Genomic DNA, 22,478 nt, shown 5'->3' with positions numbered 1-22,478 from the left:
CAAATCTAGCAACCCAATTGTGGAGGCTCAAGGATGGATCGTTGATGGTAACGGTGATATTATGCTTGTGGCTCAATCTGGGCAAAGTTCTTCTATTCCCTCTGCTATGTCCTGTAGTCAATAATTCGTTACTCCAAGAATCGGGGGAGGAATTACGATGAAACTCAAGAGTTATAAAAATAATCAGTGGCAACAGATATATAACGGATGCAACAGATGGTTCATTCGTTTCTTTAAAAACTATAACTTGCCTGTTTTCATCCTCTTGGTTGTGGTGACAGCTTTTTTGTGCGTTACTGCTTTTCCCGTTGCTGCAACTATAGAAACACAAAATATCGCACCTCTTGGAGTCTCAATCCAAAATCCGACTGCACAAACACAAGACTTGCTGCAACAGGGTAAAGTCCTGTATGAGGCAGGACAATTTGCAGAAGCGGTTAAAGTTTTGCAACAAGCAGTTAAAAGTTTTGGCAGCCAAGGCAATGAATTGCAGCAAGCGGTAGCATTAAGTAATTTGGCGTTGGCATATCAAAAACTGGGTAATTTGCCACCAGCGCAACAGGCAATTACAGATAGCTTGAAGTTGCTCGAAAAATCCTCTAATTCCCAAAATCTTCAGGTTTTGGCTCCAATTCTAGATATTCAAGGTAGTATTCAACTAGACTTAGGACAAGCTGAACAGGCACTCAACACCTGGCAACGTGCGGAAGTTAGCTATAAGCAATTAGGCGATCGCAATGGCATTATCCGCGATCGCATCAATCAAGCACAAGCATGGCAAGTTTTGGGATTTTACCGTCGGGCTTTGACGATCTTGACTCAATTGCAGCAAGAGTTACAATCAAAACCTAATTCAATCAGTAAAGCAGTAGAATTACGGTCTTTTGGGAATGCTCTGCAATTAGCAGGAGATTTGAATCAATCTCGTCAAGTATTACAGCAAAGTTTGTCAATTGCCCAAAAATTGGATTCTCCCCAGGATGTGAGTGCGGCTTTATTTAGTTTAGGCAACACGGCACAAGTACAGCAAGATTTTAAAGGTGCAATAGAGTTTTATCAGCAAGCTGCTGCGATCGCTCCTCACCCGATTAGCAAAGTTCAGGCTCAAGTTAATCAGTTGAATTTACTAGTGAACGCGGGACAAACAGCCGCCGTGCAGACACTATTGCCGCAAATCCAAACTCAACTGGCACAACTACCTGCTTCTGTGACAACTATTTATGCGCAGATTAATCTAGCTCAAAGCTTGATGAAATTCGGAACTACACCCGAAGCGATCGCTCAAATCTGCGCCAGAGCCTTGCAACAAGCTGAAAATTTAGCAGATAAACGAGCCGAAAGCTTTGCCCTTGGGACTCTAGGTAGTGTATACGAACAAACTAAGCAATGGTCAATTGCCCAGAACCTCACCCAACAAGCACTAAACATCGCCCAAACAATCAATGCCCCGGATATCGCTTATCGTTGGCATTGGCAGTTAGGGCGCTTGTTAAAACAGCAGGGAGAGATTGAGGGTGCTATTGCCAGCTATGATACTGCGATCGGTGAGTTGCAGACTCTCCGTAGTGACTTAGTAGTTGTGAATCGAGATGTCCAGTTTTCCTTTAAAGAAAGTGTAGAACCTGTATATCGAGAGTCCGTAGAATTATTGTTGCAGTTTCAGCAAACTCATCCGAGCGAACCAATCCTAGACAAAGCTAGACAGAGGATTGAAGCACTGCAACTAGCGGAATTAGACGACTTTTTCCGGGAAGCTTGCATTAATGCCAAAACTGTTTTGCTTGACACAGTGGTAGATAAAGATAATCCCACAGCCGCGATCGTTTATCCAATTATTTTACCCGATCGACTCCAAGTGATTGTCAAAATTCCTAAACAACCACTGCGTAATTATACAGTAAATAAGCCCCAGAATGAGGTAGAAGGTACTATAAAACAACTCAGAGAGTATTTATTAGAACCCGATCGCAATGAAGAAGTGCAGGCGCTATCACAGGAAGTCTATGGCTGGTTAATCAAAGAAATTGAGTCAGATTTAAAAGATAGTGGCGTCAAAACCCTTGTATTTGTACTGGATGGCATATTGCGAAATGTGCCAATGGCTATATTGTATGACGGTCAGCAATATTTGGTAGAAAAATACGCTGTAGCACTCAGCTTAGGACTCCAGTTACTCGCACTCAAACCCTTGACACAAACAAAACTCAATGTACTAGCTGCCGGGCTAATGCAACCACCACAAGGCTTTCAACAGCAATTTCCACCGCTACCAGAAATTAAATCAGAATTCGACTCTATTTCCCAAGCGATCGCCTCTACCACCCAGTTACTAGATCGAGACTTCAACAGCAAAAACCTAGAGAGTAAGGTAAATACTGTGCCATTTAATGTGTTACATCTGGCAACCCACGGTCAATTTAGTTCCAATGTTGAGAATACTTTTATACTTGCAAACGATGGGCCGATCAATGTTACGCAATTTGATAGCTTGTTGCGCCGGCGAGATCGAACTCGCTCAGAAGCCTTGGAAATGCTCGTGTTAAGTGCTTGCCAAACTGCTACTGGTGACAATCGCGCCACGCTAGGGCTAGCAGGAGCATCCGTGAAAGCTGGCGCCCGTAGTACCTTGGCTTCACTATGGCATATCAGCGATAAATCTACTGCTATCTTAATTGGGGAATTTTATCGTGAGTTAGTTAAAAATGAGGTGACAAAGGCTGAAGCCTTGCGTCGTGCCCAAATAAAGTTGTTAAAAGATTATCCCAATTACAGTCGTCCTGGCTACTGGGCACCTTATGTTTTAGTTGGTAACTGGCTTTGACAAATTCTACTCATTTATTGAAGTTTCTAGAGGTTGCCCTTTTGGAGTGTGACAAAAGCTGTTCATGAGCGATCGCTCAAACCGAATTTGCCTGACGACTTTTGCAAAAAGTCTATTGCTCTGCTGTGCTACTTTGCATTAGCTTGGCAACATTTTATCAAAGGTTGTTTAGCTAAATTCTCTAAATCTACGGATTGAAGCAAATTCATCCACTCCACCGCTAGAGTTGGATCTTCAGGTTTGCTAAGACGTAATTCAGCTAAAGTAGTTAAGGCATCGAACCAAATACCATTCTCGGCATAAAGGTTTACCCGTTGCTGAGGAGTTGCTTGCTTCAAGCTATCTACTAATTGAGGATTTGGATTGACTCGTTGCACCCATCCTTCCACATACTCTCGTTCTGGAGGTTGTTGTGGATTGCAAATGACTTTTATCTTAAAAAACCAGTGATACATCTTGTCTACTTGCAATGGAGAAGCATTTGCGTTTAAGCGAATGCTAACAATTCCTGGTGTTTCTGGTATTGTTACTATTGTTCGGTAAAGAGTTTGACTTGATTTACCTGACTCATCTTTGACAACAAATTCAATGGAATCAATTAGAGACTTTTGATAGGGGACAAAAAACCAAAAAGTTGGATATTCCTCATTCGTCAAGCCCCAAACTTTAGTAACAGAAACAGCTTCTGTTTTTCCTTGATTGACTGTCTCTTTGTATATAGGTACAAGTCCAACTATAGACTGATTCCCAACACCACAACCGCGACTGGCAGCCCCTCCGCGATCGCCTGCTGCACCCCTGTCTGGAGGAGGCGGAGGAGGCGAAAATTTCTTAGGAGTAGCCGCCGCCGCAACTGGTGTCATCCAAATCATTGGAGAATAGCCGATAATTCCCCACAAAGTCATTCCCACTGCCGCGATTAATTGCATTTTTTGCCAATAGCTTTTCATAAAACCTCCTAACACTTGCTTGCTGAACGGCGATTTTCATGCTTAAAGAATGTTTGAAAAGTGTCGTATAACATATTAAATTCTGACATTACCCCCCCAACCCCCTTATAAAGCTTTCTCTGACATTACCCCCCCAACCCCCCTTATAAAGGGGGGCTTTAAGAAACTATTTCCCCCCCCTTCCAAGGGCTTTAAGAAACTATTTCCTCCCCTTTCCAAGGGCTTTAAGAGACTATTTCCCCCCCTTTGCAAGGGGGGGTTAGGGGGGGTATTAGATACTTTGGGTAACAAATATAGCTTTCCAAACATCCTCTTTTGATTGGCATTATTATTAATTTTTAAATTTCATGTTTAAGTAAGTTGTAGCTATTAAACTATTAACTACTAAAGCCAACATAGCAGGAATTAGCGGAACCCAACAACTATATACAATTAAAAATATAAAACAGCTAACGTATAAACTAATAATGGCTATTCCTCCTGCCAAACTTAAGTAAATGAATCGGTGCAGATAAGCAGTAAATAAACCGCCTAAAAAAGACCAACCCCAAACCCAAATTACCTCACCCCAAAGCGGCCAAGTCCACAACAGAGGTTTTCCGTCCAAAGCAGCACTGAGCAGTTGACTGACCATCTGGGCTTGTAAAAATACTCCTGGTATTGCCTGTAATTTTCCTTGAGGAGTGATGTAGGGAGTTAACCAGTAATCACCAAAAGTTTCTGCTGTTGTGCCAATAATTACTATTTTGCCTTTGACTGCATTGGCATTTAGCTTACCCCTTAACACTTGTTGTAAGGTCATACTTGGTGCGTTGGCGAAGCCTGCCGAAGGTATCGCTTCTGGTGAAGGAGAAGAACGATAATTTAATAAAATTTGGTGTCCAAAAGCATCAACTCCTTGATAACCTCCGGTATGAGCTTCTATTGGTTTAAATGTCACCTTCCCTAATTGCCATGCGCCATCAGGGGTAAATTGCAACCGAATTCCTTTCGTATACAGGTAACGCAGCGCCAGTTGAACGTTCAAGGCATAGGGCGCAGTACAAGGAGATGAGGGCGCAGGAGTTAACGCTAACAACTGGCGACGCACGACATTATCTGAATCGATGGCAATATCGCTAAAACCGAGATTATGTGAAGAAACTTCCGGGGGTGGTTTTACACCTGGTTTTCTGGCTTGAGAATCGCTGAGTTGACACACCCCGACAAAGCGATCGCTTTTTCGCATCCTTTTTGCCAATGCTGGATAATCCTTATCCACTGGATAATCTCGGTATATATCCAAACCAATAACTTGTGGTTGATATGCCTCTAATTTTTCTAACAGTTTGGCAAGTGATTTGTCTGACAACGAACCTTGAGGTTTTTCCGGTTTTTGCGCCTGGACATCTTCTTCAGTCACAGTGACAATCAGTAGGCGTGAGTCTGGTTTTTCAGGAGGGCGCAAGCGTACCAGTTGGTCAAATGCACTTAACTCTAATGTTTGCAGCACGCCCAAATACCTGATCCCGATTAATATTACGGTTACTACCATGCTTGTCAGTAATATTAATGAGAAGCCAAGCCGATTTGTAGTTCTTCTAACAGGCGTAGTTTGAGACAAAGATGCAGGAAGATTGGGTGGATTTCTAAACAATTCCCCCCAATTCAACGGCATCTCAGCCGGATTTTGAAAAATGACAGGCAACCATGTCGCACAGGGAAATTGGTTTTCTAGTCCCTGTAACCTTTCTCGTGCTTCCCTGACGGCTAAATATAACAAGCCTCCCCGCGCAAAGGCTTCTAAAAAATACTTTAAAAACTGTTGCGCCACGCGATCGGGTACAGGCTCTCGCATGACGATAATTTGGGGAATATGTAAATCTGCAAACTCCCAGGCCAATCCCAAGCCATCACAAGAATTGAAAATCGCTAGTTTTAGACCTCGTTCTACTGCCTTTTTCAAGGCATACTTTAACTGGCTAATTGTTAGACTTTCAGTTTGATTGATATAGATTTTTCCGGTTTGATTCGTTTCCTGAGTGGAACTATGTCCGGCGAAAAATAGAATCTGCCAATTCTGCTCCCATAGCTGGTCAGTCAGGTCAAGGCATTGTGGTTCAACTAAAAAAGTGATATCTGTATTGGGTAACAAATTAAGCAGCGCTTGGTCTGCTTTGGTATCAATACCTTGACTGTTACCCAAAATCGCTAAGATTTTTACTTTGTTGGATGTAGTTGCTATGCGGTTAAGGTTGACTTGTTCGTAGCCAGGAGCGCTCAAGGCGATTTCCGCCTGGGGATAGCGTTCTATCAAATCCCAAAGATGCCAGGGAAATTTCTGTAATCGCAAGTCTTTGGTTTGTAAAAGCATCCGAATATTATCCGCAAGCATGAGTTTTTCTAACAATTTCTCGCGGATGGAACGAAAGGAATCGGAAGCAAGCCAAGTATTAAAACTTACTTTGAATTCTTCACTCACCTGCTGGCAGTATTCGAGGCTAGGGGCTTGGGTAAGTTCTTTAGCTAAACCAATCGGACGAGATGGCAGCCTTAAATTACGATAAATAGATTGCCAACGATGATAATCGCGGAGAATTTCCGGGTTGGGGGGAAGCTCACCTGTGATTTCCACAGTCGGGCGGACATTTTCATCGCCAATCTGTAGAGTCACGGTAAACCCTTGTTCAAAGTTTCCCTCCCCTAACTTTAAGATGATTAACTTGTCCACAGCTAGTTCTCCCTAGATGTTGAGTACACCCGTAGGAGCAGGGCACTGACCATTGGTGGCAACTTCAGCTTAAACGCTTGTTGCACATATGTTTTACCCCACCCTAACCCTCCCCTTGTAAAGGGGAGGGTACTGGATTTCCGGCTTCTCCTCTTTGCAAGGTTAGTTAGTGGGCGACAATTCTCCAGCCCCTTTAAGAGGGAATTCGATTTCCGGCTTCCCCCCAATACACGGGGGGATTGAGGGGGGTAATTTGACTTGTGTGTACACCGTAGCCGTGGTAAGAGGAGGGACGGTTTTGGGTTTAGACAAAACCGAGGTGAGGTGACGCTGTGAGTAACCATAAGTGAATGAACTCAATATCACGTCTTGACAAGGTTTCACGTTAAATTGACACCTATGGGCACTGCCGTGCCCTTACACCCTGCTATATATATCTTGGTTGCTAACTAGGTTGTTGTGTGTAGTAAAATTCAGTTTAAGAGTAAATAATAGAAGCTAACCGTGAAGATTTTTGAAGGTAAAACTTAAAACCGCAAAATCTCTCGCTCATAGTCTTCAGGTGTGGGTTCTATTTCCCAAACCAATCCTTCTCCTAGTTCCAAAATTACTTCCAAATACAACATATCTACAGGAGTTGTTGCTGTATCTTGATTATTTTCAAAAGCTTGTAAGTCTTCCGTTAGTAGTCGGAGCTTAAACCCAGCCGGAATTTGACCATCAACAGTTGTACTTCGCAATTCAAAACGCCAAACATAATCCTCAGAAGTGCTTTTTGGGAAAATGCGTAACTCGTATGTTTGCTCTGCAACTTTTATTTGCCGAGACAAACCGAGAACTGGTTCTGCACTCCGCATTCCGGCAGGTACCATAACGAATTCTCTTTTTTCCCATCCCCACTGTTGAGCTAAATTGGCTACTCCTGTCTGCAACCATTGCGGAATCGATCGCTGTATGAGTAAACCCTGACGCAGTTCATACAACTTTTTTCGCCAACCGCTATGTGCCAAGAGCGCACCCCAGAGTGAAAATGGAACTGCCAAACGCGGGAATTTTACATCGCGATCGCCCAACCTTTCTAAAAGGTTTTCTGCCTGGGTTTTGCCAATAGGATCTATTGGTGCAATCTCAGCACGTAAGGCTTCTGAGCGATCGAGTTGGCGTGTAACCCACAGCACATTAATATCTGGAATTAAATCTTCACTTTCCAAGCTGTAAGTGCGATCGCCAGCATCGTAAACCCCTTTTGTTTTCAGAATTTGATGGGTTGTGTAACCAAAAATCTTTATCCAGCCATCATCGGGATTAACTTGTACTGCTATGTAATAATCAGCAATCCACTCTGGTATATCTACCCATTCTTGCGGTACGCGTAACTCATCGTCATCCATTGCCAGGGTGGGAATTAATACCAGACGATCGCGATCGAAACTAATAGCTGTGCCATTGACTACTTCCCAAAAACTCGGCAATGCCGCACTGTTAGGATAAACCCTGGCGGTGGGAGCAATTTCCTCCTGGAACCAAGGCAAAAATGCTTGCAAGCATTTTTGATTTATCCACCCACGTTGACAAGCACCAGCTGTTGAGTATGGTTGTTCTTGCACTTCTGGAAATTGAGTAATTTCCAAGTATAAATGCTGTGAGTCAATAGTGAATGGGGGAGGTGAATTCAACATAAATAATTTTAGAATGGCTCCATATAAAGACCATATTAGGGAGAGGGGAGAGACAAAATTATTTCTTGTCTGCTGATTGAATCTGGGTATGGCTATATTGGACTTTGAGCCATTCCTCTAAACTTGTGTTTATGGCATCTACTACGTCAGATTTAGGGGAAATATGCAAGGTGTTTTGACTCCATTGTGTGAGAGTCAGGAGCAATGACTTTTTAATACTGCTCAGGCGACGGGAAACAGTATATTGCTTAATTTCTAGCTGGGCAGCAATTTCTTGTTGAGTCAGTTGTTGAACGTAGTAAGCTTGTAGTACTTTTTGAGACTCAGCATCGAGTCCAGCGATCGCTTGGTGCAAAACTTGGTTTAACTGAGTTTGCTGCGATCGCATATTCACAGCTTCTTCCTGCTCAATAATTTCCGTTAGTAAAGATGTTTGCAAATCTACAGGCAGTATATCTAATAAATTACCTTCATCTTCTTTGAGGGGAGCGTCTGCGGAAACAAACTTAGGATAGAGGAAAGTACGGGCAGCTTTAGCAGCAGATAATACCCAGGTTTCTATGGTTTGCTGATTGACTGCGGCAGTGGGCGAACTCAATCGGCCCAAACGTTCTGCATTATAAAGATTGCTAATAGCCTCCCAAGTCTGAGCATCTGGTTTGGCAAGCTGACGAATTTTTGTATTGTCACCTGTGTAGAGTTCCTTAAAGCATTCCCAGGCTAAAACATAACTCTCGATGCTTTCTTTGTTAAATCCAGCATTTTGTAATGAATGCACTAGTCGTTTGCGGCTGAGTTTGTGCAATAATGCCCAGTCTGAGCAAATGTCTGCTTCCCGCTGTAAGCGCACTGCATCTTTGATAATCGATTCAAAAGTTAATTGTGCATAGGCTTTTAAATGCGAACTGTATTGAGGATTGAAATTTTTGAGTATTTTGTTAGTATTAGCGATCGCCATCTGAAAACAATCGGCTACAGACGACTGCGTGGGAAAGTTAAGAGCGAATTTTCTGGCAGTCCAATAGCACACCTCTTGTAAATAAGCAGAAATATGTGCAAGTGCCACAGCACTAGATTGAGTCTGCCAAACTCTATACCAGTAAAGCGCCCAAAAGGTATCTGATTTCTCAGTTGACGACTCCTCCAGGCAAAATTTCATACTACGTCGCAGTTTGGCATCTGTTGCCCAACCACTAAATTGGTCTACATCGAATTGCACAAACGTAGAAAAGATTTCAATAATGCCCTGTCGGGGTTGCATGGAATACTTGCCGTTGTTTGAAACATAGCTGATTTCAATTATACAGCCAGAGGTACAAAAGCTAATTCCTTATGCAGCAAGGGCTTTACAGATTTTTCAAAAAATTTTTCATCCAAGTGCATAAAAACTAAAAGTCATCGTAGAGAGTGATATGCAGAGAAGTTCATTTAAAAAGATGCTTTCTTTGGGGACTAGCGGAATCATTGAATAAGTTCGTTAAATACAGAACAAAATTTCGATAGTTACAACCGCAAATTTATCCCACAAATATGCAACTTATTAAAAGTTACCTAATTATCTCTGCATCACCTAATTAACCAACATCAACAACAAAAGGAGTCAAAAATGACTGTCTACGATGATATCGGTGTTCTACCTGCTACCCCTGTTACCCGCAATGACTTTAATTTAAATGTTTTAGATTCCACTGATGTCTTTGAGTTCAGAATCGACACTACCCAAAACATCAATTTGTCTCTGACAAATATCAGTGCTGGTGATGATGCCGATTTGCGCCTTTATCAAGATAACGGTAACGGTTTCTTTGATACAGGCGACCAACTAGTTGATTCTTCCAGAAGGGGAAGCAACCAAGATGACTTCCTTAATCGTCGAGCAGACGCAGGTACTTATTTTGCCGAAGTCAGTCGTTTTAGCACTTCATCAGGCGATGTAAGTTACAATTTAGCCTTGTCTGCAACTACACCCAATTCGACAAGTGGTTTCAGCAATCTTTTGCCTAGAGAGTTTGCACTTGGTGACTTGTCAGGTGATGTTACCCGCTTTGGAACAATAAGTAATACCAACACCACAGATACTTACGAATTCTCTCTGGGATTATTTGAGGGTGTCGACATTACACTAAGCGGACTACAAAGTGATGCTGACATCCGACTGATTGCGGACTATAACAACAATCGTATTGTTGATGCAGGTGAGGAAGTTGCACGTTCTACTAGTGGTGGTATTACATCGGAAGTAATTTCCAACACTAATCTTTCTGGTAATTACTTCTTGCAGGTCAATCAATTTAGTAGTATACAGACTGCCTACACCTTAACTTTTGACCAATTTACCACCACCGATGCTTAAGTTTAGGCATTAGAAGTGATAAGCGGTAATTGAAAGCATTGTAAGGTAATGCTCTCAAGTGTACGTAAATAGTCTTGCGGCAGAGAATCATACTTGAACTTTGCCGCTTTATTCCAAAAACGATCGCTGCACTTATCAAATATTTCAACAAAATAGTCTTGAAATATGAATAAAGCTTTACAACAAATAAGCGATGTCTACGACAGGCATAGCTGCATCTCGGTCTTACCTAAAGAAATTATTCCATTTTTGGCTAGTTACAACCTGATTGGGCAATTGTTATCTCAGAACATTATCGAATCTGCGATCGCACCAATCACCTGCACACAAGCAGAAACATCTCATGCTCTAGAGCAATTTTATCAGCATTGGGATTTAACAAGCGAGCAAAAAATCCAAGATTGGTGTTCGCGTTATTGTCTGACTCAAGAGCAATTAGAACTTTTCGCAACCCGAAAGCTCAGAGTTGAAAAGTTCAAGCAAATAACTTGGGGACATCAACTAGAATCTTACTTTATCAAATACAAAAAACATTTTGATAAAGTCATTTATTCTTTAATTCGGACTGAAAATAGAGAAACTGCCAACGAACTATTTTTCCGAATTACAGAAGGGGAACAGTCATTTGCTGAACTAGCGCGTGAATATTCTCAAGGGACAGAAGCTGATACAGGCGGTATCGTCGGCCCAGTAGAACTTGGTACTATTACTCCCAATTTTGCTCAGTTACTTTGCACAAGGCAAGTGGGTATAGTTCAACCACCCATACCCTTTGGAGAATCATGGATCATTTTACGTGTGGAAAAGTTTATAACTGCCCAGTTGGACAATTTTATGCGCCAGCGATTACTGCAAAAAAATTTTGAAACTTGGTTTCAACAGCAAGTAAATAAACTGTCACCGGAAGAAAAAACCTGGATGTGAATCATAGCAATTCAAAATTAAAATTTTCAACTACTCTTCTTCTATCACTCTCTAGAAAATATTATGATATCGAACTTTATCGGGTAGACTAATCTGCAATTATCAAGTTGATTTACTGATTTGAATTTCCGAGGTTAGATTGTCCTATCTCGATTCAGATCGAAGAGCTAACTACTCAAAAATCTGAGCTAAAAAGCTGAATACAATATAACGTCGGGGCAAGTGCCCCGATTTTTTCATGCATAAGGATTTAACAGCTTTTTCAAAATTTTTCCGTTCTTAGTGCATAAAGACTAAAAGACATCGTAGAGAGTGATATGCAGAGAAGTTCATTTAGAAAAATGCTTTCTTTGGAGAATAGCGGAATCATTGGATAAGTTCGTCAAATACAGAACAAAATTTCGATAGTTACAGCCGCAAATTCATCCCACAAATATGCAACTTTTTAAAAGCTACTTAATTATCTTTGTACGATCTAATTAACAAGGTAGCCTAATCTGCAATTCTTAAGTGTATTTAGCAAACTAAAATCAAGGATAAAGTTCATGTCAAAAATCATTTCTACTAACGCTGCTGTTGTTGCTCAAGAACAACTTTTCACTAACCTAACACCAGAAGAAGCGGCTATCATTGAAGGAGGATATAACCTCTATGTAAGTAGTATAGTTTGCCTGAAAGATGGTGCAGATAGTTTTAGCCAGGATGATGTTTATGCTAACGTCACTGTTGACGAGATAAGCAGTAGACTCGATGTAGGTGGCATGAGTGCAGGAGATGGGAAAAATCTAGGTTGGGAATTTAACTTTTTTGAAAATGCAGAAATCAGCTTTTTCGATAGTGATTGGCCAGACTCTGACGACGCTCTAGGCGGTTTTTCCGTCTCCGGCCCAACAAACGGCATACAAAGAACTACTATAAGTGGGGGCGGTTCTAGATACAGAGTATCTTACTCAGTCAGTTGAAGAGATTACAAACCGACCTGAGTAGTACCATTTTGGATTTTAGATTTTGGATTGTAAAAGAGTTAGTGACTAAGCTTTTGGGCAATCCATATATTGCAATCATTTTTCAAATTGGTAGAACTTTCCAGAAATAGCTTAGTACTTAGATATTTAGGTTAGACAAACTAAATATCATCTCTAGTCGGGGTTTTCTCCCCGACTTCTCTTTTTCCATTACTATTCGTCTTGACAATGAAATACCAAATAGTCCTTCAACACAGCGAAGAAGACTGCGGTGCAGCAAGTCTTGCCACGATTGCCAAACACTACGGACGCACATTTACCCTCAACCGCGTTCGAGAAGCCGTAGGCACTGGTTGTAGAGGAACATCCTTGCTAGGATTGAAGCGGGGTGCAGAAGTACTAGGATTCAACGCCCGTCAAGTTAAAGCTAGTCCCCAACTAATCGACCAATTACATCAAGCTCCCTTACCAGCAATTATCCACTGGAAAGGCTACCACTGGGTCGTATTATACGGGCAAAAAGGCAAAAAATACGTCATCGCTGACCCTGGGGTTGGTATTCGTCATCTTACCCGTCAAGAGTTAATGGCGGGTTGGGGTAATGGCGTCATGTTACTGCTGACTCCAGATGACAGTCGTTTTTATCAACAAGAATCAGATAAAATTGGCGGTTTGGGAAGATATCTGCAACGGGTTTGGCCTTATCGTTCTATTCTCGCTCAAGCGATCGCTATTAACATCGCTATTGGACTACTTTCTTTGGCATCTCCTTTTATGATGCAACTCCTCACCGATGATGTCTTAGTACGAGGTGATACCCAACTACTAACTACTGTGGCAATTGGTGTTATCGCCATGAACTTAATTAGAAGCGCCATTAGTTTAGTCCAATCTCACCTTATCGGTCATTTCGGTCAAAGATTGCAATTAGGGTTAATTCTAGAATACGGACGCAAACTCTTACATTTACCCCTATCTTACTTTGAAGGACGACGCAGTGGAGAAGTTGTCAGTCGCATTGCCGATGTCAAAGCCATCAATAACTTAGTTTCCCAAATTGTTCTCGGATTACCCAGTCAATTCTTTATTGCTGTAATTTCCTTGGGTTTTATGCTCTTTTACAGTTGGGAACTAACTTTAGCTTCCATAGTTGCATTTATAGTTGTCACGGGTGTTAACCTGCTTTTCTTACCCGCGATGCGCCAGAAAACCCGGAATCTAATTATTTCTGGTACAGAAAACCAAGGCTTTTTGGTAGAAACATTTCGCGGCATCCAAGTATTAAAAACTACCCAAGCTACTCCCCAAGCTTGGTCAGAATATCAAGGGAATTATGGTCGCCTGGCCAACTTGGGCTGGAGTATGATGAAACTGGGACTGTATAGCAGTACAGTTACTGGTATTCTTTCTACCTTCATCAGTATTGGCATCCTTTGGATGGGTAGCTATTTAGTCATTAATCGCACCTTAACAATCGGTCAATTAATGGCATATAACGGCATGAGTGGCAATTTTCTTGGCTTCTTAGGTGCTGTCATTGGCTTAGTAGATGAGTTTATCACAGCCCAGATAGTCCTGCAACGGATGACAGAAGTGATTGACGCTACCCCAGAATCAGAGAATGATTTTAAAAAGCCTTGGGCACAAATTCCTGGCAATGCAGATATAACTTGCACTGAACTGAACTTTCATCACGCAGGTAGAGTTGACCTTCTACAAGATTTTTCCTTAACTATTCCTGGCGGTAAAGTTATTGCTTTAATTGGCAAATCTGGCTGTGGTAAAAGTACCCTGGCAAAATTGCTGACTGGCTTATATAAAGTAGAGTCTGGGAATATTCGTTATGGTTTTTATAATCAGCAAGATTTATCCTTAGAATGTTTGCGTCAACAAGTAGTATTAGTTCCTCAAGAACCCCACTTTTGGAGTCGTTCGATTATTGATAACTTCAACTTTAGCTATCCCCATATTAGTTTTGAAGAAATTGTCAAAGCTTGTCAAATTGCAGGTGCAGATGAATTTATTAGCAAACTACCTGATAAATATCAAACTGTTTTAGGAGAATTTGGGGCTAATCTTTCTGGTGGACAACGCCAAAGATTAGCCATAGCCAGAGCCATAGTTACTCAGCCACCAGTCTTAATTTTAGATGAATCCACGGGCGCACTCGACCCAGTAAGCGAAAGACAAGTACTAGATAGACTTCTATCCCATCGTCACAATCAAACGACTATTTTAATTAGTCACCGTCCCAAGGTAATACAGAGAGCAGATTTAATTGTATTTTTAGAGCAAGGACGCTTAAAAATCCAAGGGACACCAGAAGAATTGCGCTCTTTACCTGGCGAACATTTAGATTTCTTAGATGATATTTTTTCCTCTCATAATGGGTTGGCACTGATATCTTCCCCGGCTCATCATAACGGCAAGACTGCCACTATTAATTAAGATAATTCGTAATTCGTAATTCGTAATTCGTAATTCGTCATTTGTAAGAGATCATGGTTAGCAATACAAATTTTCTCCCCCCAATTCAAACAAACGAATTTCTCCCACCAATTACTCGTTGGACAACATGGGGCGGCATGTTTATTCTCTGCGTTCTCGGATTAGCTGTGCCACTTGCTGCAATTTGTAAGTATAAGGTTACAGTCCAAGCACAGGCGGTTGTGCGTCCGGCAGGTGAATTGCGAATTGTGCAAGCGGCGACTGAAGGTCAGATTATGCACATTTATGTCAAAGAAAATCAACTTATCAAAAAAGGAGATGCGATCGCAACTATTGATGACTCGCGTCTGCAAACTAAAAAAAGCCAATTGCAAACTAGTATTCAACAATCTAAGTTACAACTAGTGCAAATTAATGCCCAGATTAATTCCCTTAATAGCCAGATTCGAGCCGAAACTGACCGCCTTAACCGGATTATTATTGGCGCTCAAGCCGAATTGAGCGGCCGCCGTCGGGAATATCAAGATAAAAATCTGACAACTGTTTCCGAACTCCAAGAAGCTGATGCCAACGTCAAAATTGCTGAAAAAGAATTGCTGGCTGGGGAAGCACAGTTAAAAACAACACAAGCAAATCTCCATGCTGCTGAAGCTGCTTTGGGTGTAGCGCAATCAAAACAGAAGCGATATGAGAGTGTAGCCAACCAAGGGGCGCTATCTCAAGATCAATTGGAAGAAGCACAATTATCTGCCAGACAGCAAGAGCAAGCGGTAAAGGCACAACTTGCAGCAGTGGAGGCGCAAAAACAGACAATTGAACGGTTACAACAAGCGGTATCTGCTGTGATTGCCAGAAAACAACGCGCCCAAGTTGCCGTAAATCCAAGTAATGCAGCAGTAACTGTTGCTATTGAGCGAATCGCTCAAGAAAAAGCCGGAGGGGAAAGCAACAAAGCAACATTAGAAAAAGAACGCCAAACCCTAGTTAACCAACGGATTGAAATTGAAAAGCAGTTAGAGCATGATACTAGCGAACTCAAGCAAGCAGAAATAGATTTAGCTCAAACCGCGATCGCAGCTACCGCCGATGGTATCATTTCTCAACTCAATCTGCGAAACCCAGGTCAAACTGTGCGGGCTGGCGAGGAAATATTGCAAATTGTCCCTACTGATGCACCTCAAGTTTTGAAGGCTGCGGTGGCATCTGATGAGCAAAGTAAGTTAAAAATTGGTCAAAAAGTCCAAATGCGGGTCAGCGCTTGTCCTTACCCAGATTATGGTACTCTGAATGGTCAAGTGCAGACCATTTCTCCAGATGCGATCGCTCCTCAAAAGAATGGCACAAATACATCGATGAATGGGACTACTAGCCCAAAAGCTACTGCGCCCGGTGCTTTTTATGAAGTCACAATTGAACCGAAAACTCTGGTTTTAGGTAAAGGGAAAAACCAGTGTCATATTCAATTGGGTATGGAGGGTAGGGTTGATATTATTTCCCGTGAAGAAACTGTGCTGCAATTCTTTCTCCGTAAGGCGAGGTTGATTAGTGATTTGTAACTTTTTCTTTAATGTAACTATTACCGCGTAGGAGTACAAGTCCGCAGAGCCTACGACAGTCGTCTCAAGTCGGGAAACCCGCCCTTATTAACTGTCTCCCCTTGGAAGAAGACTGCGACTCCTCACTGATGCAGCGTCTACGCTTTGTATCAGTTCAACTGTTACGTTCGCCCTACAGCCCTTCGAGCATCCTACGGCAGGCGTTGGCAAAGCGATCGCTTTTGTGTTTAATAAAAGCAAGTTTGCTAAATTCCTATATTGAATTCGGGCAGTCGTCGAGGGAAATATCTGACTACGTTAGAAAGAAGGCGCATCCATGTCGATTTATTTTCGTTGTCAGACTGTAAACCCTGTAACCCACAGCGTACAACCGATCTAAGCCCCAGCGATCGCCGTTTCTACGTCTAAAGATACAAGTTTTTTTAATTTTGAGATATTAATCAAAGATTAATGAGATATTAAGTTGAAAAACTAGTTCAGATAGAAACTTATCATGACCGAGCAAGAGCTTCAATCCCTTTTTAATTCCTTAGATACCGATGGAGATGGTAAAGTATTCATTAACGATCTTTTTTTAAGTCCTGGCTTAAGTGCAATCATTTCATCAGAAACAAATACCACTAGTCCCCAGGAATTGCTAGTAAATTATGCAGACAAAGACGGTAGTATTACCTTTGAAAAGTTAAAGGAAGCAGTTGAGAAAGCAAATAATTTAAACTAGCAACCCAATCCCTAACACCCAATACCCAATAATCAAAAATCCCTCTCTAGCCCACGCTTTGAGGGATTTGCAATTTTCATGGTCATTAGACTTCTTGGCAAAAGTCGGGAAAAAGTGAAGGTGGGGCCCCCTCTGGGGATAAGGCGCGGGGGAAAGGGGGAAAGGTTTGTTATTTTCCCTTTCCCCTTTACCCCTTTCCCTTTACCCCGCTTGCGTTTCCTTCGCGAACTACTAGTTGCTTGTTTGAGCTTAACTTGATACCATTTGAGCCTCAACGATCCGGCAGGCGAAGTGCTTTCGGTGTTCTACATATACAACTTGTTTAAATTGAGGTTAACCAAAGGTTATGCAATGAATCGCAACTATCTTATAATACCTCTAAACTACAGTAAATCTCTCGGCTTACCGAATTTAATAGAGGAGGGAAATTTTGAGAAACAAGCGGCAGCATACTTGGAAGTTAAACTATATCAGGAAACAAGTTCACACTCGTACTGTTAAAGCTTGGCAAGCTATAAGAAACTGGGGGTTTATATCCCTATTTTTGGCGGGAGTAAGCTTAAGTATAGTGATGAGTGCTTGCTCTGGAGCTAATGTTGATAACACTGGTAATAGAATCGCCACTTCAGAGCGCGATCTAAACCTAACGTTTGTTTCTTACTCAGTGACAAAGGCTGCATACGAGCAAATTATTCCCCAATTTGTAGAAAAATGGAAAAAAGAGCATAACCAAAATCTGAAGTTTACTGAAAGTTATGATGGGTCTGGTTCTCAAACCCTAAATGTGATTGATGGTTTAGAGGCTGATGTGATACATCTGTCACTAGCCCTTGATGTTGACAAACTGGTTCAGACAGGTTTTATTCAACCGGGTTGGGAAAAAGAAGCCCCAAATAATGCAATTGTCACCCAATCCGTAGGTGCGATCGCTACTCGCGAGGGGAATCCCAAAAATATTAAAACATGGACAGATTTGACAAGACCAGGAGTGAGCGTACTCACAGCTAACCCGAAAACATCTGGTGGTGCGCGATGGAACTTCTTAAGTTTATGGGGTTACATAACAAAAACTGGTCAGAATGAGAAGCAAGCATTAGATTTTACTTCCAAAGTTTATAAAAATGTACCTGTGCTGCCCAAGACTGCTCGTAATGCCAGCGAATTGTTCTTTAAACAAGGTCAAGGGGATGCTTTACTCAACTATGAAAATGAAATGATTTTATCAAAACAAAAAGGCGAAAAGTTCTCATATGTTGTCCCTGATGTGAATATATCTATTGATAATCCTATTGCTGTGGTAGATAAGAACGTCGAGCAACACGGGACTCGGAAAGTTGCAGAAGCATTTGTTCAATATCTCTATACCCCAGAGATACAACGGGAATTTTCTAAAATAGGATTTCGTCCTGTGAATAATACGATTGCAAAAGAATTGGGTAACAATTTTCCTAAAGTTAAAACTTTGTTCAAAGCTGAAGATTTAGGAGGATGGAACAATATTCAACAGAAATTTTTTAATGAAGGTGCTATTTTTGATCAAATTCAAGCTCAGAAATCTTCAAAATAAATAGCTTGAAATTCTCAAAATTTTTACAACCTACATGATTATGAATGTAGACTATAAGCCATATTAGAAAAAAGCTTATGGTCTACAATCTTAGATAAATATCGAAGCAAAAATTACTATTTAAAGAGCTTGAGTTTAACTAAATTGACTATCATGAAGAGAAAGTGGTTCTTCAGTAAACCTCTTGCAAAAAACACTTTTGCAAGAGTTGGAAAAAGGGACTCATCTTTATTGGGGAAGGGGACAATACAAAACCTTTACCTTCCCCCTTACCCTTTTCCCTACTTATGCAATAAGTTTAGTACCTAGTAAAATGCAGTCTCTTATCTGCTAATAAAAAAAGCATTTATGGCTGATTTTTAGTGACAAATCAGTTTTTCAACAACTTTGTTATTGTCTCCAACTGCTTGAGCAACTGTAAAAGATTTATTGTTAGAAGGTTGTTTAGGAAATTTGCTATTAGTTTGAATATGCAAGCCTGGTAATAGAGCCACTTTAGCTTCTTTCTTTTCTGTCGGACTATATACTAAAGTTACTTTCATCTCATTAATAATTTGTTGCTGCTCTTTGATAATTTGAGTTAGTTCGTTAAGCCTTTGAGAGTGTAATTCATCCAATTTCTGATGTAATAGTTCAATATTTTGACTGGCTTTAAGATTCACTTGGTGGTCGATTTCGGCACTTCTGCGGTCAGTGTCAGACTGGCGATTCTGACTCATCAATACAATTGGCGCTGTGTAGGCTGAAGCAAATGAAAACACTAAGTTGAGCATGATGAACGGTGAATTATCCCAGTGGGGAACTCCTGGTGTCAAGTTCATTCCCACCCATCCCGCCAAGATGGTACTTTGGCAAATCAGGAATTTCCAAGAGCCTACATGGTTTGCTAATTTATCAGCAAGCTGTTGTCCACGCGTTAATTGCTCTATCGATGCCTCTGGAGCTTTCTGTGCAAGTTGAGTGTTTTGAAGTGCTTGTACATCAACGCTATTTGACAATATTTTTTTGCTTGTACTCATGCTACACCTGTTTAGTTAATTCAGTATCTGTTTGGCTTGATACTTTAAAATTAAGGTTTACCGCCGATAGAAGCAAATATTCTTTTTTTTCAAAACGATAAATAGAAGTAATTGCTCGTGAGAATCCCAGCGATGTATACGATGGTCACTGAGCGGCTGGTGAGCGGAGTCGAACCATGCCGTACCCCTCCTCTTAAGCAAGCTAGCAAGAGCTTCTCGTAGAGAAGGGTATCAGTGTCTCAATTCCGAATCTAGCTGCAAAAACACAGGAAATTGTTAAATAGCATTGCATACTACGGTAAATCTATCGGAATAATGTATAATATTTTCAGTTCTACTCCCAGCACAGGAATGTTGCGATCGGAATATTGGCAAAATTCCAAAGAAAACAGGTGAGTGTGAACACCACCCTACAGATCAAACTCTGGAGAATCTACATGGGCTACAAACATATAGAAGTTAAACAAGTTGCTGGTTTCATCGGTGCCGAAATCGGTAGCGTAGACCTTTCCCGTCCTCTTTCTGACGAGCAAGTTCAAGAAATCCGTAAAGCGTTATTGAAATGGAAAGTTGTGTTCTTTCGTGGTCAGAATATCGATCATGCTGCCCAGGTTGAGTTTACATCTCGTTTCGGTGAAGTAACTTTCGCGCATCCACTCGGAGAGCCTGAACCAGTCCCAGGATTCCCACAGATCAAACCCGTAGATCGTAAGCTCTATGAGAAGCAGTACGGTTTTCGCACTGGTGGCCCTTGGCACACAGACGTAACCGCAGCTATTAATCCACCAGCAGGGTCAATTTTACGCGCGGTTAATGTCCCCAGCTTCGGTGGTGACACTCAGTGGAGCAATCTAGTTGCGGCTTATGAGGGACTGTCAGCACCTCTACGGGCGCTAGCAGACACATTGAAAGCTGAACATCGCTTTAATGGGGGTGGGTATCAGCCCCGCAACGGCAAATTCGACGAGCGCATTGCTGTCAATCCACTAGTCTCAATCCACCCAGTAGTCAGGGTTCATCCTGAGACTGGCGAACGTGCGTTGTTCGTGAACCCTGGCTTCACCTCGCACATTATTGACGTGTCACCACAAGAGAGCAAACTGTTACTTGAGTTGTTCTTCAACCAAATCACCAAGCCAGCCTACACCACCCGTTTCCGTTGGAACAATGGTGATATTGCGTTCTGGGATAACCGCGCTACTGTGCATTTAGCTCCTCAAGATTTAGATCATTTGGATGTGGAGCGTCTGTTATATCGCACCACTATTACTGGTGATGTTCCAGTTGGAGTTGATGGTTTCCGCTCCCAAGTGGTTCAAGGTGAGGTGTTCAACGCAGAAGTACCAACTGTCTTCAAGCAGAAAGCTGAATCTAAGGAACCACAACCAGTGCTTTCGTAAACCTGAGTTCTGTTAGTTTTTTTCAAGGCAGTACTGAGTAAATTTAAAAGTACTCTGAACCGAATGGCACGCTTGTTAATGATACAGCCCTTGCTCTGACTGGTTAAGAGCCTAGAGGCTCTTAACCCATTCTGGGAGGCTCCGCCTCCGATCTTCTTGACAAGAGGCAGAGCCTCTTTTAAATACATTCTCATGCCTCCAAGTTGAGAACAAGATGACAAAAGCCTTTGGGCTTTACAAGCGTGCCATTCCACCCTGCACCTTACACCCTCGTATATTTACAAATCCAAGGAGACCGAATCGTGACACTCACGGCAAGTCGGATTGAGATTACACCCACCGAAGCAGCTCTTGGTGCTGTTATTACCGGAGTCGATGCCAGTCGTTCTGCCCAACCAGAAGTGATTCTGCAACTAAAGCAGGCATGGCGCGATCGCCACATCCTCATCTTCAAAAACCAGATATTAACTGATGACCAATTGTTAGCCTTTGCCAATTATTTTGGCGATATTCTTCAGCAGCCTGCTTATATTCGCAAAGGAGAAACGGAAGAATATCTACCACCCCTAGTTCTCACTCTCGCTAATGCTGCTGCCCAAGAGAGTTCAGTCAATATCCGACCGAACTATCAGGAACTTTTACCTCATATCGATCACTACTGGCTCCCTGTGCCATCTAGCGGTTCCTTCTTATATGCAGTAGAAGTACCTGAAAATGGCCCCGATACCTATTGGGTGAATTTGGCTCAGGCTTACGAAGAGTTAGATGATGCTACTAAGGAACAAATTGCTGGCTTGCAGATACGCTACTTTAACTTCTATGGCAGCAAAGATCGAGATGAGTATGGTGAGCCGAAATATGCAGCTGGTCGCAAAGTTAAACCTGGCGAACGAGTTGCGATTCATCCTCTGGTTCGCACTCACCCAGATACCGGCAAAAAAATCCTTTTCTTCAATGCTGCCAGCGATGTGGACATTCTCGATTATGACCATATAGAAGGAGCAAAACTAATTGCACGGTTGCAGGAGCATATTAAGCAACCCCGGTTTGCCTATCGGCATCAGTGGAGCAAGGGCGACCTGCTTTATTGGGATAATCAGGCAACGTCTCACTACCGTCCTGAATTTGATGTCAATGCAACCCGTGTTCTGAAACGGGTCAGCCTTCGGGGTAGCCGTCCGTTCTAAAGTTCAGCTAGCTAACATTTGTAGATTATTTCAGATATAAAGACAAAGCATTTTCTCCCTTTTCCCTCTAAGAGAAAAGGGAGAAAAGCTAGTACAACAGTGCCTAAATTTTTACCTAAAGGTATTAAACTCAACGAAGTTGTCACCAACCCCGTTGGTCTTCAAAACCGTGCATGAG

15 protein-coding genes are annotated in these 22,478 nt (G+C 41.9%); 10 read left to right on the top strand and 5 right to left on the bottom strand.

The window, feature by feature from the left end; translation table 11 throughout:
- Nucleotides 1-157: 157 nt before the first annotated feature.
- Entirely contained in the window at nucleotides 158-2,821 is a 2,664-nt protein-coding gene (locus RMX89_RS32455) for a CHAT domain-containing protein (RefSeq protein ID WP_322691846.1), read from the top strand.
- A 128-nt stretch (nucleotides 2,822-2,949) separates the two neighbouring features.
- On the opposite strand, the gene RMX89_RS32450 is transcribed toward RMX89_RS32455, so the two are convergent.
- The 4 genes from RMX89_RS32450 to RMX89_RS32435 form a co-directional block, all read right to left on the bottom strand.
- Nucleotides 2,950-3,771 (bottom strand): DUF928 domain-containing protein, encoded by an 822-nt coding sequence (locus RMX89_RS32450; RefSeq protein ID WP_322691845.1) that lies wholly within the window; start codon nucleotides 3,769-3,771, stop codon nucleotides 2,950-2,952.
- Between the two features lie 331 nt (nucleotides 3,772-4,102).
- Nucleotides 4,103-6,481: a CHASE2 domain-containing protein gene (locus RMX89_RS32445; protein WP_322691844.1), complete on the bottom strand. Its 2,379-nt coding sequence runs from the start codon at nucleotides 6,479-6,481 to the stop codon at nucleotides 4,103-4,105.
- Between the two features lie 527 nt (nucleotides 6,482-7,008).
- Entirely contained in the window at nucleotides 7,009-8,160 is a 1,152-nt protein-coding gene (locus tag RMX89_RS32440; RefSeq protein ID WP_322691843.1) for a DUF1822 family protein, read from the bottom strand.
- A 58-nt stretch (nucleotides 8,161-8,218) separates the two neighbouring features.
- Nucleotides 8,219-9,421 (bottom strand): sigma-70 family RNA polymerase sigma factor, encoded by a 1,203-nt coding sequence (locus RMX89_RS32435; protein WP_322691842.1) that lies wholly within the window; start codon nucleotides 9,419-9,421, stop codon nucleotides 8,219-8,221.
- 345 nt (nucleotides 9,422-9,766) lie between these two features.
- Here RMX89_RS32435 and RMX89_RS32430 point away from each other — a divergent pair, with 345 nt between their 5' ends.
- From RMX89_RS32430 to RMX89_RS32400, 7 genes are all read left to right on the top strand, one after another.
- Nucleotides 9,767-10,513 (top strand): pre-peptidase C-terminal domain-containing protein, encoded by a 747-nt coding sequence (locus RMX89_RS32430; RefSeq protein ID WP_322691841.1) that lies wholly within the window; start codon nucleotides 9,767-9,769, stop codon nucleotides 10,511-10,513.
- Between the two features lie 165 nt (nucleotides 10,514-10,678).
- Nucleotides 10,679-11,437 carry a peptidylprolyl isomerase gene (locus RMX89_RS32425; RefSeq protein ID WP_322691840.1) on the top strand — a complete coding sequence of 253 codons (759 nt, stop codon included), beginning with the start codon at nucleotides 10,679-10,681 and terminating at the stop codon, nucleotides 11,435-11,437.
- A gap of 545 nt (nucleotides 11,438-11,982) precedes the next feature.
- Nucleotides 11,983-12,399 (top strand): hypothetical protein, encoded by a 417-nt coding sequence (locus RMX89_RS32420; protein WP_322684200.1) that lies wholly within the window; start codon nucleotides 11,983-11,985, stop codon nucleotides 12,397-12,399.
- A gap of 231 nt (nucleotides 12,400-12,630) precedes the next feature.
- The gene (locus RMX89_RS32415; RefSeq protein WP_322691839.1) at nucleotides 12,631-14,850 is read left to right on the top strand and encodes a peptidase domain-containing ABC transporter; all 2,220 of its coding nucleotides are present in this window, start codon (nucleotides 12,631-12,633) and stop codon (nucleotides 14,848-14,850) included.
- Nucleotides 14,851-14,903: 53 nt separating this feature from the next.
- Nucleotides 14,904-16,406 carry an HlyD family efflux transporter periplasmic adaptor subunit gene (locus RMX89_RS32410; RefSeq protein WP_322691838.1) on the top strand — a complete coding sequence of 501 codons (1,503 nt, stop codon included), beginning with the start codon at nucleotides 14,904-14,906 and terminating at the stop codon, nucleotides 16,404-16,406.
- Between the two features lie 490 nt (nucleotides 16,407-16,896).
- The gene (locus RMX89_RS32405) at nucleotides 16,897-17,127 is read left to right on the top strand and encodes an EF-hand domain-containing protein (protein ID WP_322671254.1); all 231 of its coding nucleotides are present in this window, start codon (nucleotides 16,897-16,899) and stop codon (nucleotides 17,125-17,127) included.
- Between the two features lie 469 nt (nucleotides 17,128-17,596).
- The gene (locus RMX89_RS32400) at nucleotides 17,597-18,694 is read left to right on the top strand and encodes a sulfate ABC transporter substrate-binding protein (protein WP_322691847.1); all 1,098 of its coding nucleotides are present in this window, start codon (nucleotides 17,597-17,599) and stop codon (nucleotides 18,692-18,694) included.
- A gap of 359 nt (nucleotides 18,695-19,053) precedes the next feature.
- Here RMX89_RS32400 and RMX89_RS32395 read toward each other — a convergent pair whose 3' ends face one another.
- Nucleotides 19,054-19,713, bottom strand: a complete 660-nt coding sequence (locus RMX89_RS32395) for a DUF1003 domain-containing protein (RefSeq protein WP_322691837.1) — start codon at nucleotides 19,711-19,713, stop codon at nucleotides 19,054-19,056.
- Nucleotides 19,714-20,150: 437 nt separating this feature from the next.
- Between RMX89_RS32395 and RMX89_RS32390 the strand changes: the two genes are divergently transcribed.
- Together RMX89_RS32390 and RMX89_RS32385 are read left to right on the top strand one after the other, a co-directional pair.
- Nucleotides 20,151-21,113, top strand: coding sequence for a TauD/TfdA dioxygenase family protein (locus RMX89_RS32390; protein ID WP_322691836.1), 963 nt, complete (start codon nucleotides 20,151-20,153; stop codon nucleotides 21,111-21,113).
- 302 nt (nucleotides 21,114-21,415) lie between these two features.
- Nucleotides 21,416-22,300 (top strand): TauD/TfdA family dioxygenase, encoded by an 885-nt coding sequence (locus tag RMX89_RS32385; protein ID WP_322691835.1) that lies wholly within the window; start codon nucleotides 21,416-21,418, stop codon nucleotides 22,298-22,300.
- Nucleotides 22,301-22,478: the final 178 nt, after the last annotated feature.

The sequence above is a fragment of the Nostoc sp. DedSLP04 genome (assembly GCF_034530775.1).
GTDB lineage: Bacteria > Cyanobacteriota > Cyanobacteriia > Cyanobacteriales > Nostocaceae > Nostoc.
This window is presented reverse-complemented; position numbering and strand designations above follow the sequence as displayed.

Bases quoted from the DNA above. Each gene is read 5' to 3' on its own strand.
- RMX89_RS32455 (WP_322691846.1), top strand. From the start codon at position 158: ATGAAACTCAAGAGTTATAAAAATAATCAGTGGCAACAGATATATAAC.
- RMX89_RS32450 (WP_322691845.1), bottom strand. From the start codon at position 3,771: ATGAAAAGCTATTGGCAAAAAATGCAATTAATCGCGGCAGTGGGAATG.
- RMX89_RS32440 (WP_322691843.1), bottom strand. From the start codon at position 8,160: ATGTTGAATTCACCTCCCCCATTCACTATTGACTCACAGCATTTATAC.
- RMX89_RS32435 (WP_322691842.1), bottom strand. From the start codon at position 9,421: ATGCAACCCCGACAGGGCATTATTGAAATCTTTTCTACGTTTGTGCAA.
- RMX89_RS32430 (WP_322691841.1), top strand. From the start codon at position 9,767: ATGACTGTCTACGATGATATCGGTGTTCTACCTGCTACCCCTGTTACC.
- RMX89_RS32425 (WP_322691840.1), top strand. From the start codon at position 10,679: ATGAATAAAGCTTTACAACAAATAAGCGATGTCTACGACAGGCATAGC.
- RMX89_RS32420 (WP_322684200.1), top strand. From the start codon at position 11,983: ATGTCAAAAATCATTTCTACTAACGCTGCTGTTGTTGCTCAAGAACAA.
- RMX89_RS32415 (WP_322691839.1), top strand. From the start codon at position 12,631: ATGAAATACCAAATAGTCCTTCAACACAGCGAAGAAGACTGCGGTGCA.
- RMX89_RS32410 (WP_322691838.1), top strand. From the start codon at position 14,904: ATGGTTAGCAATACAAATTTTCTCCCCCCAATTCAAACAAACGAATTT.
- RMX89_RS32395 (WP_322691837.1), bottom strand. From the start codon at position 19,713: ATGAGTACAAGCAAAAAAATATTGTCAAATAGCGTTGATGTACAAGCA.
- RMX89_RS32390 (WP_322691836.1), top strand. From the start codon at position 20,151: ATGGGCTACAAACATATAGAAGTTAAACAAGTTGCTGGTTTCATCGGT.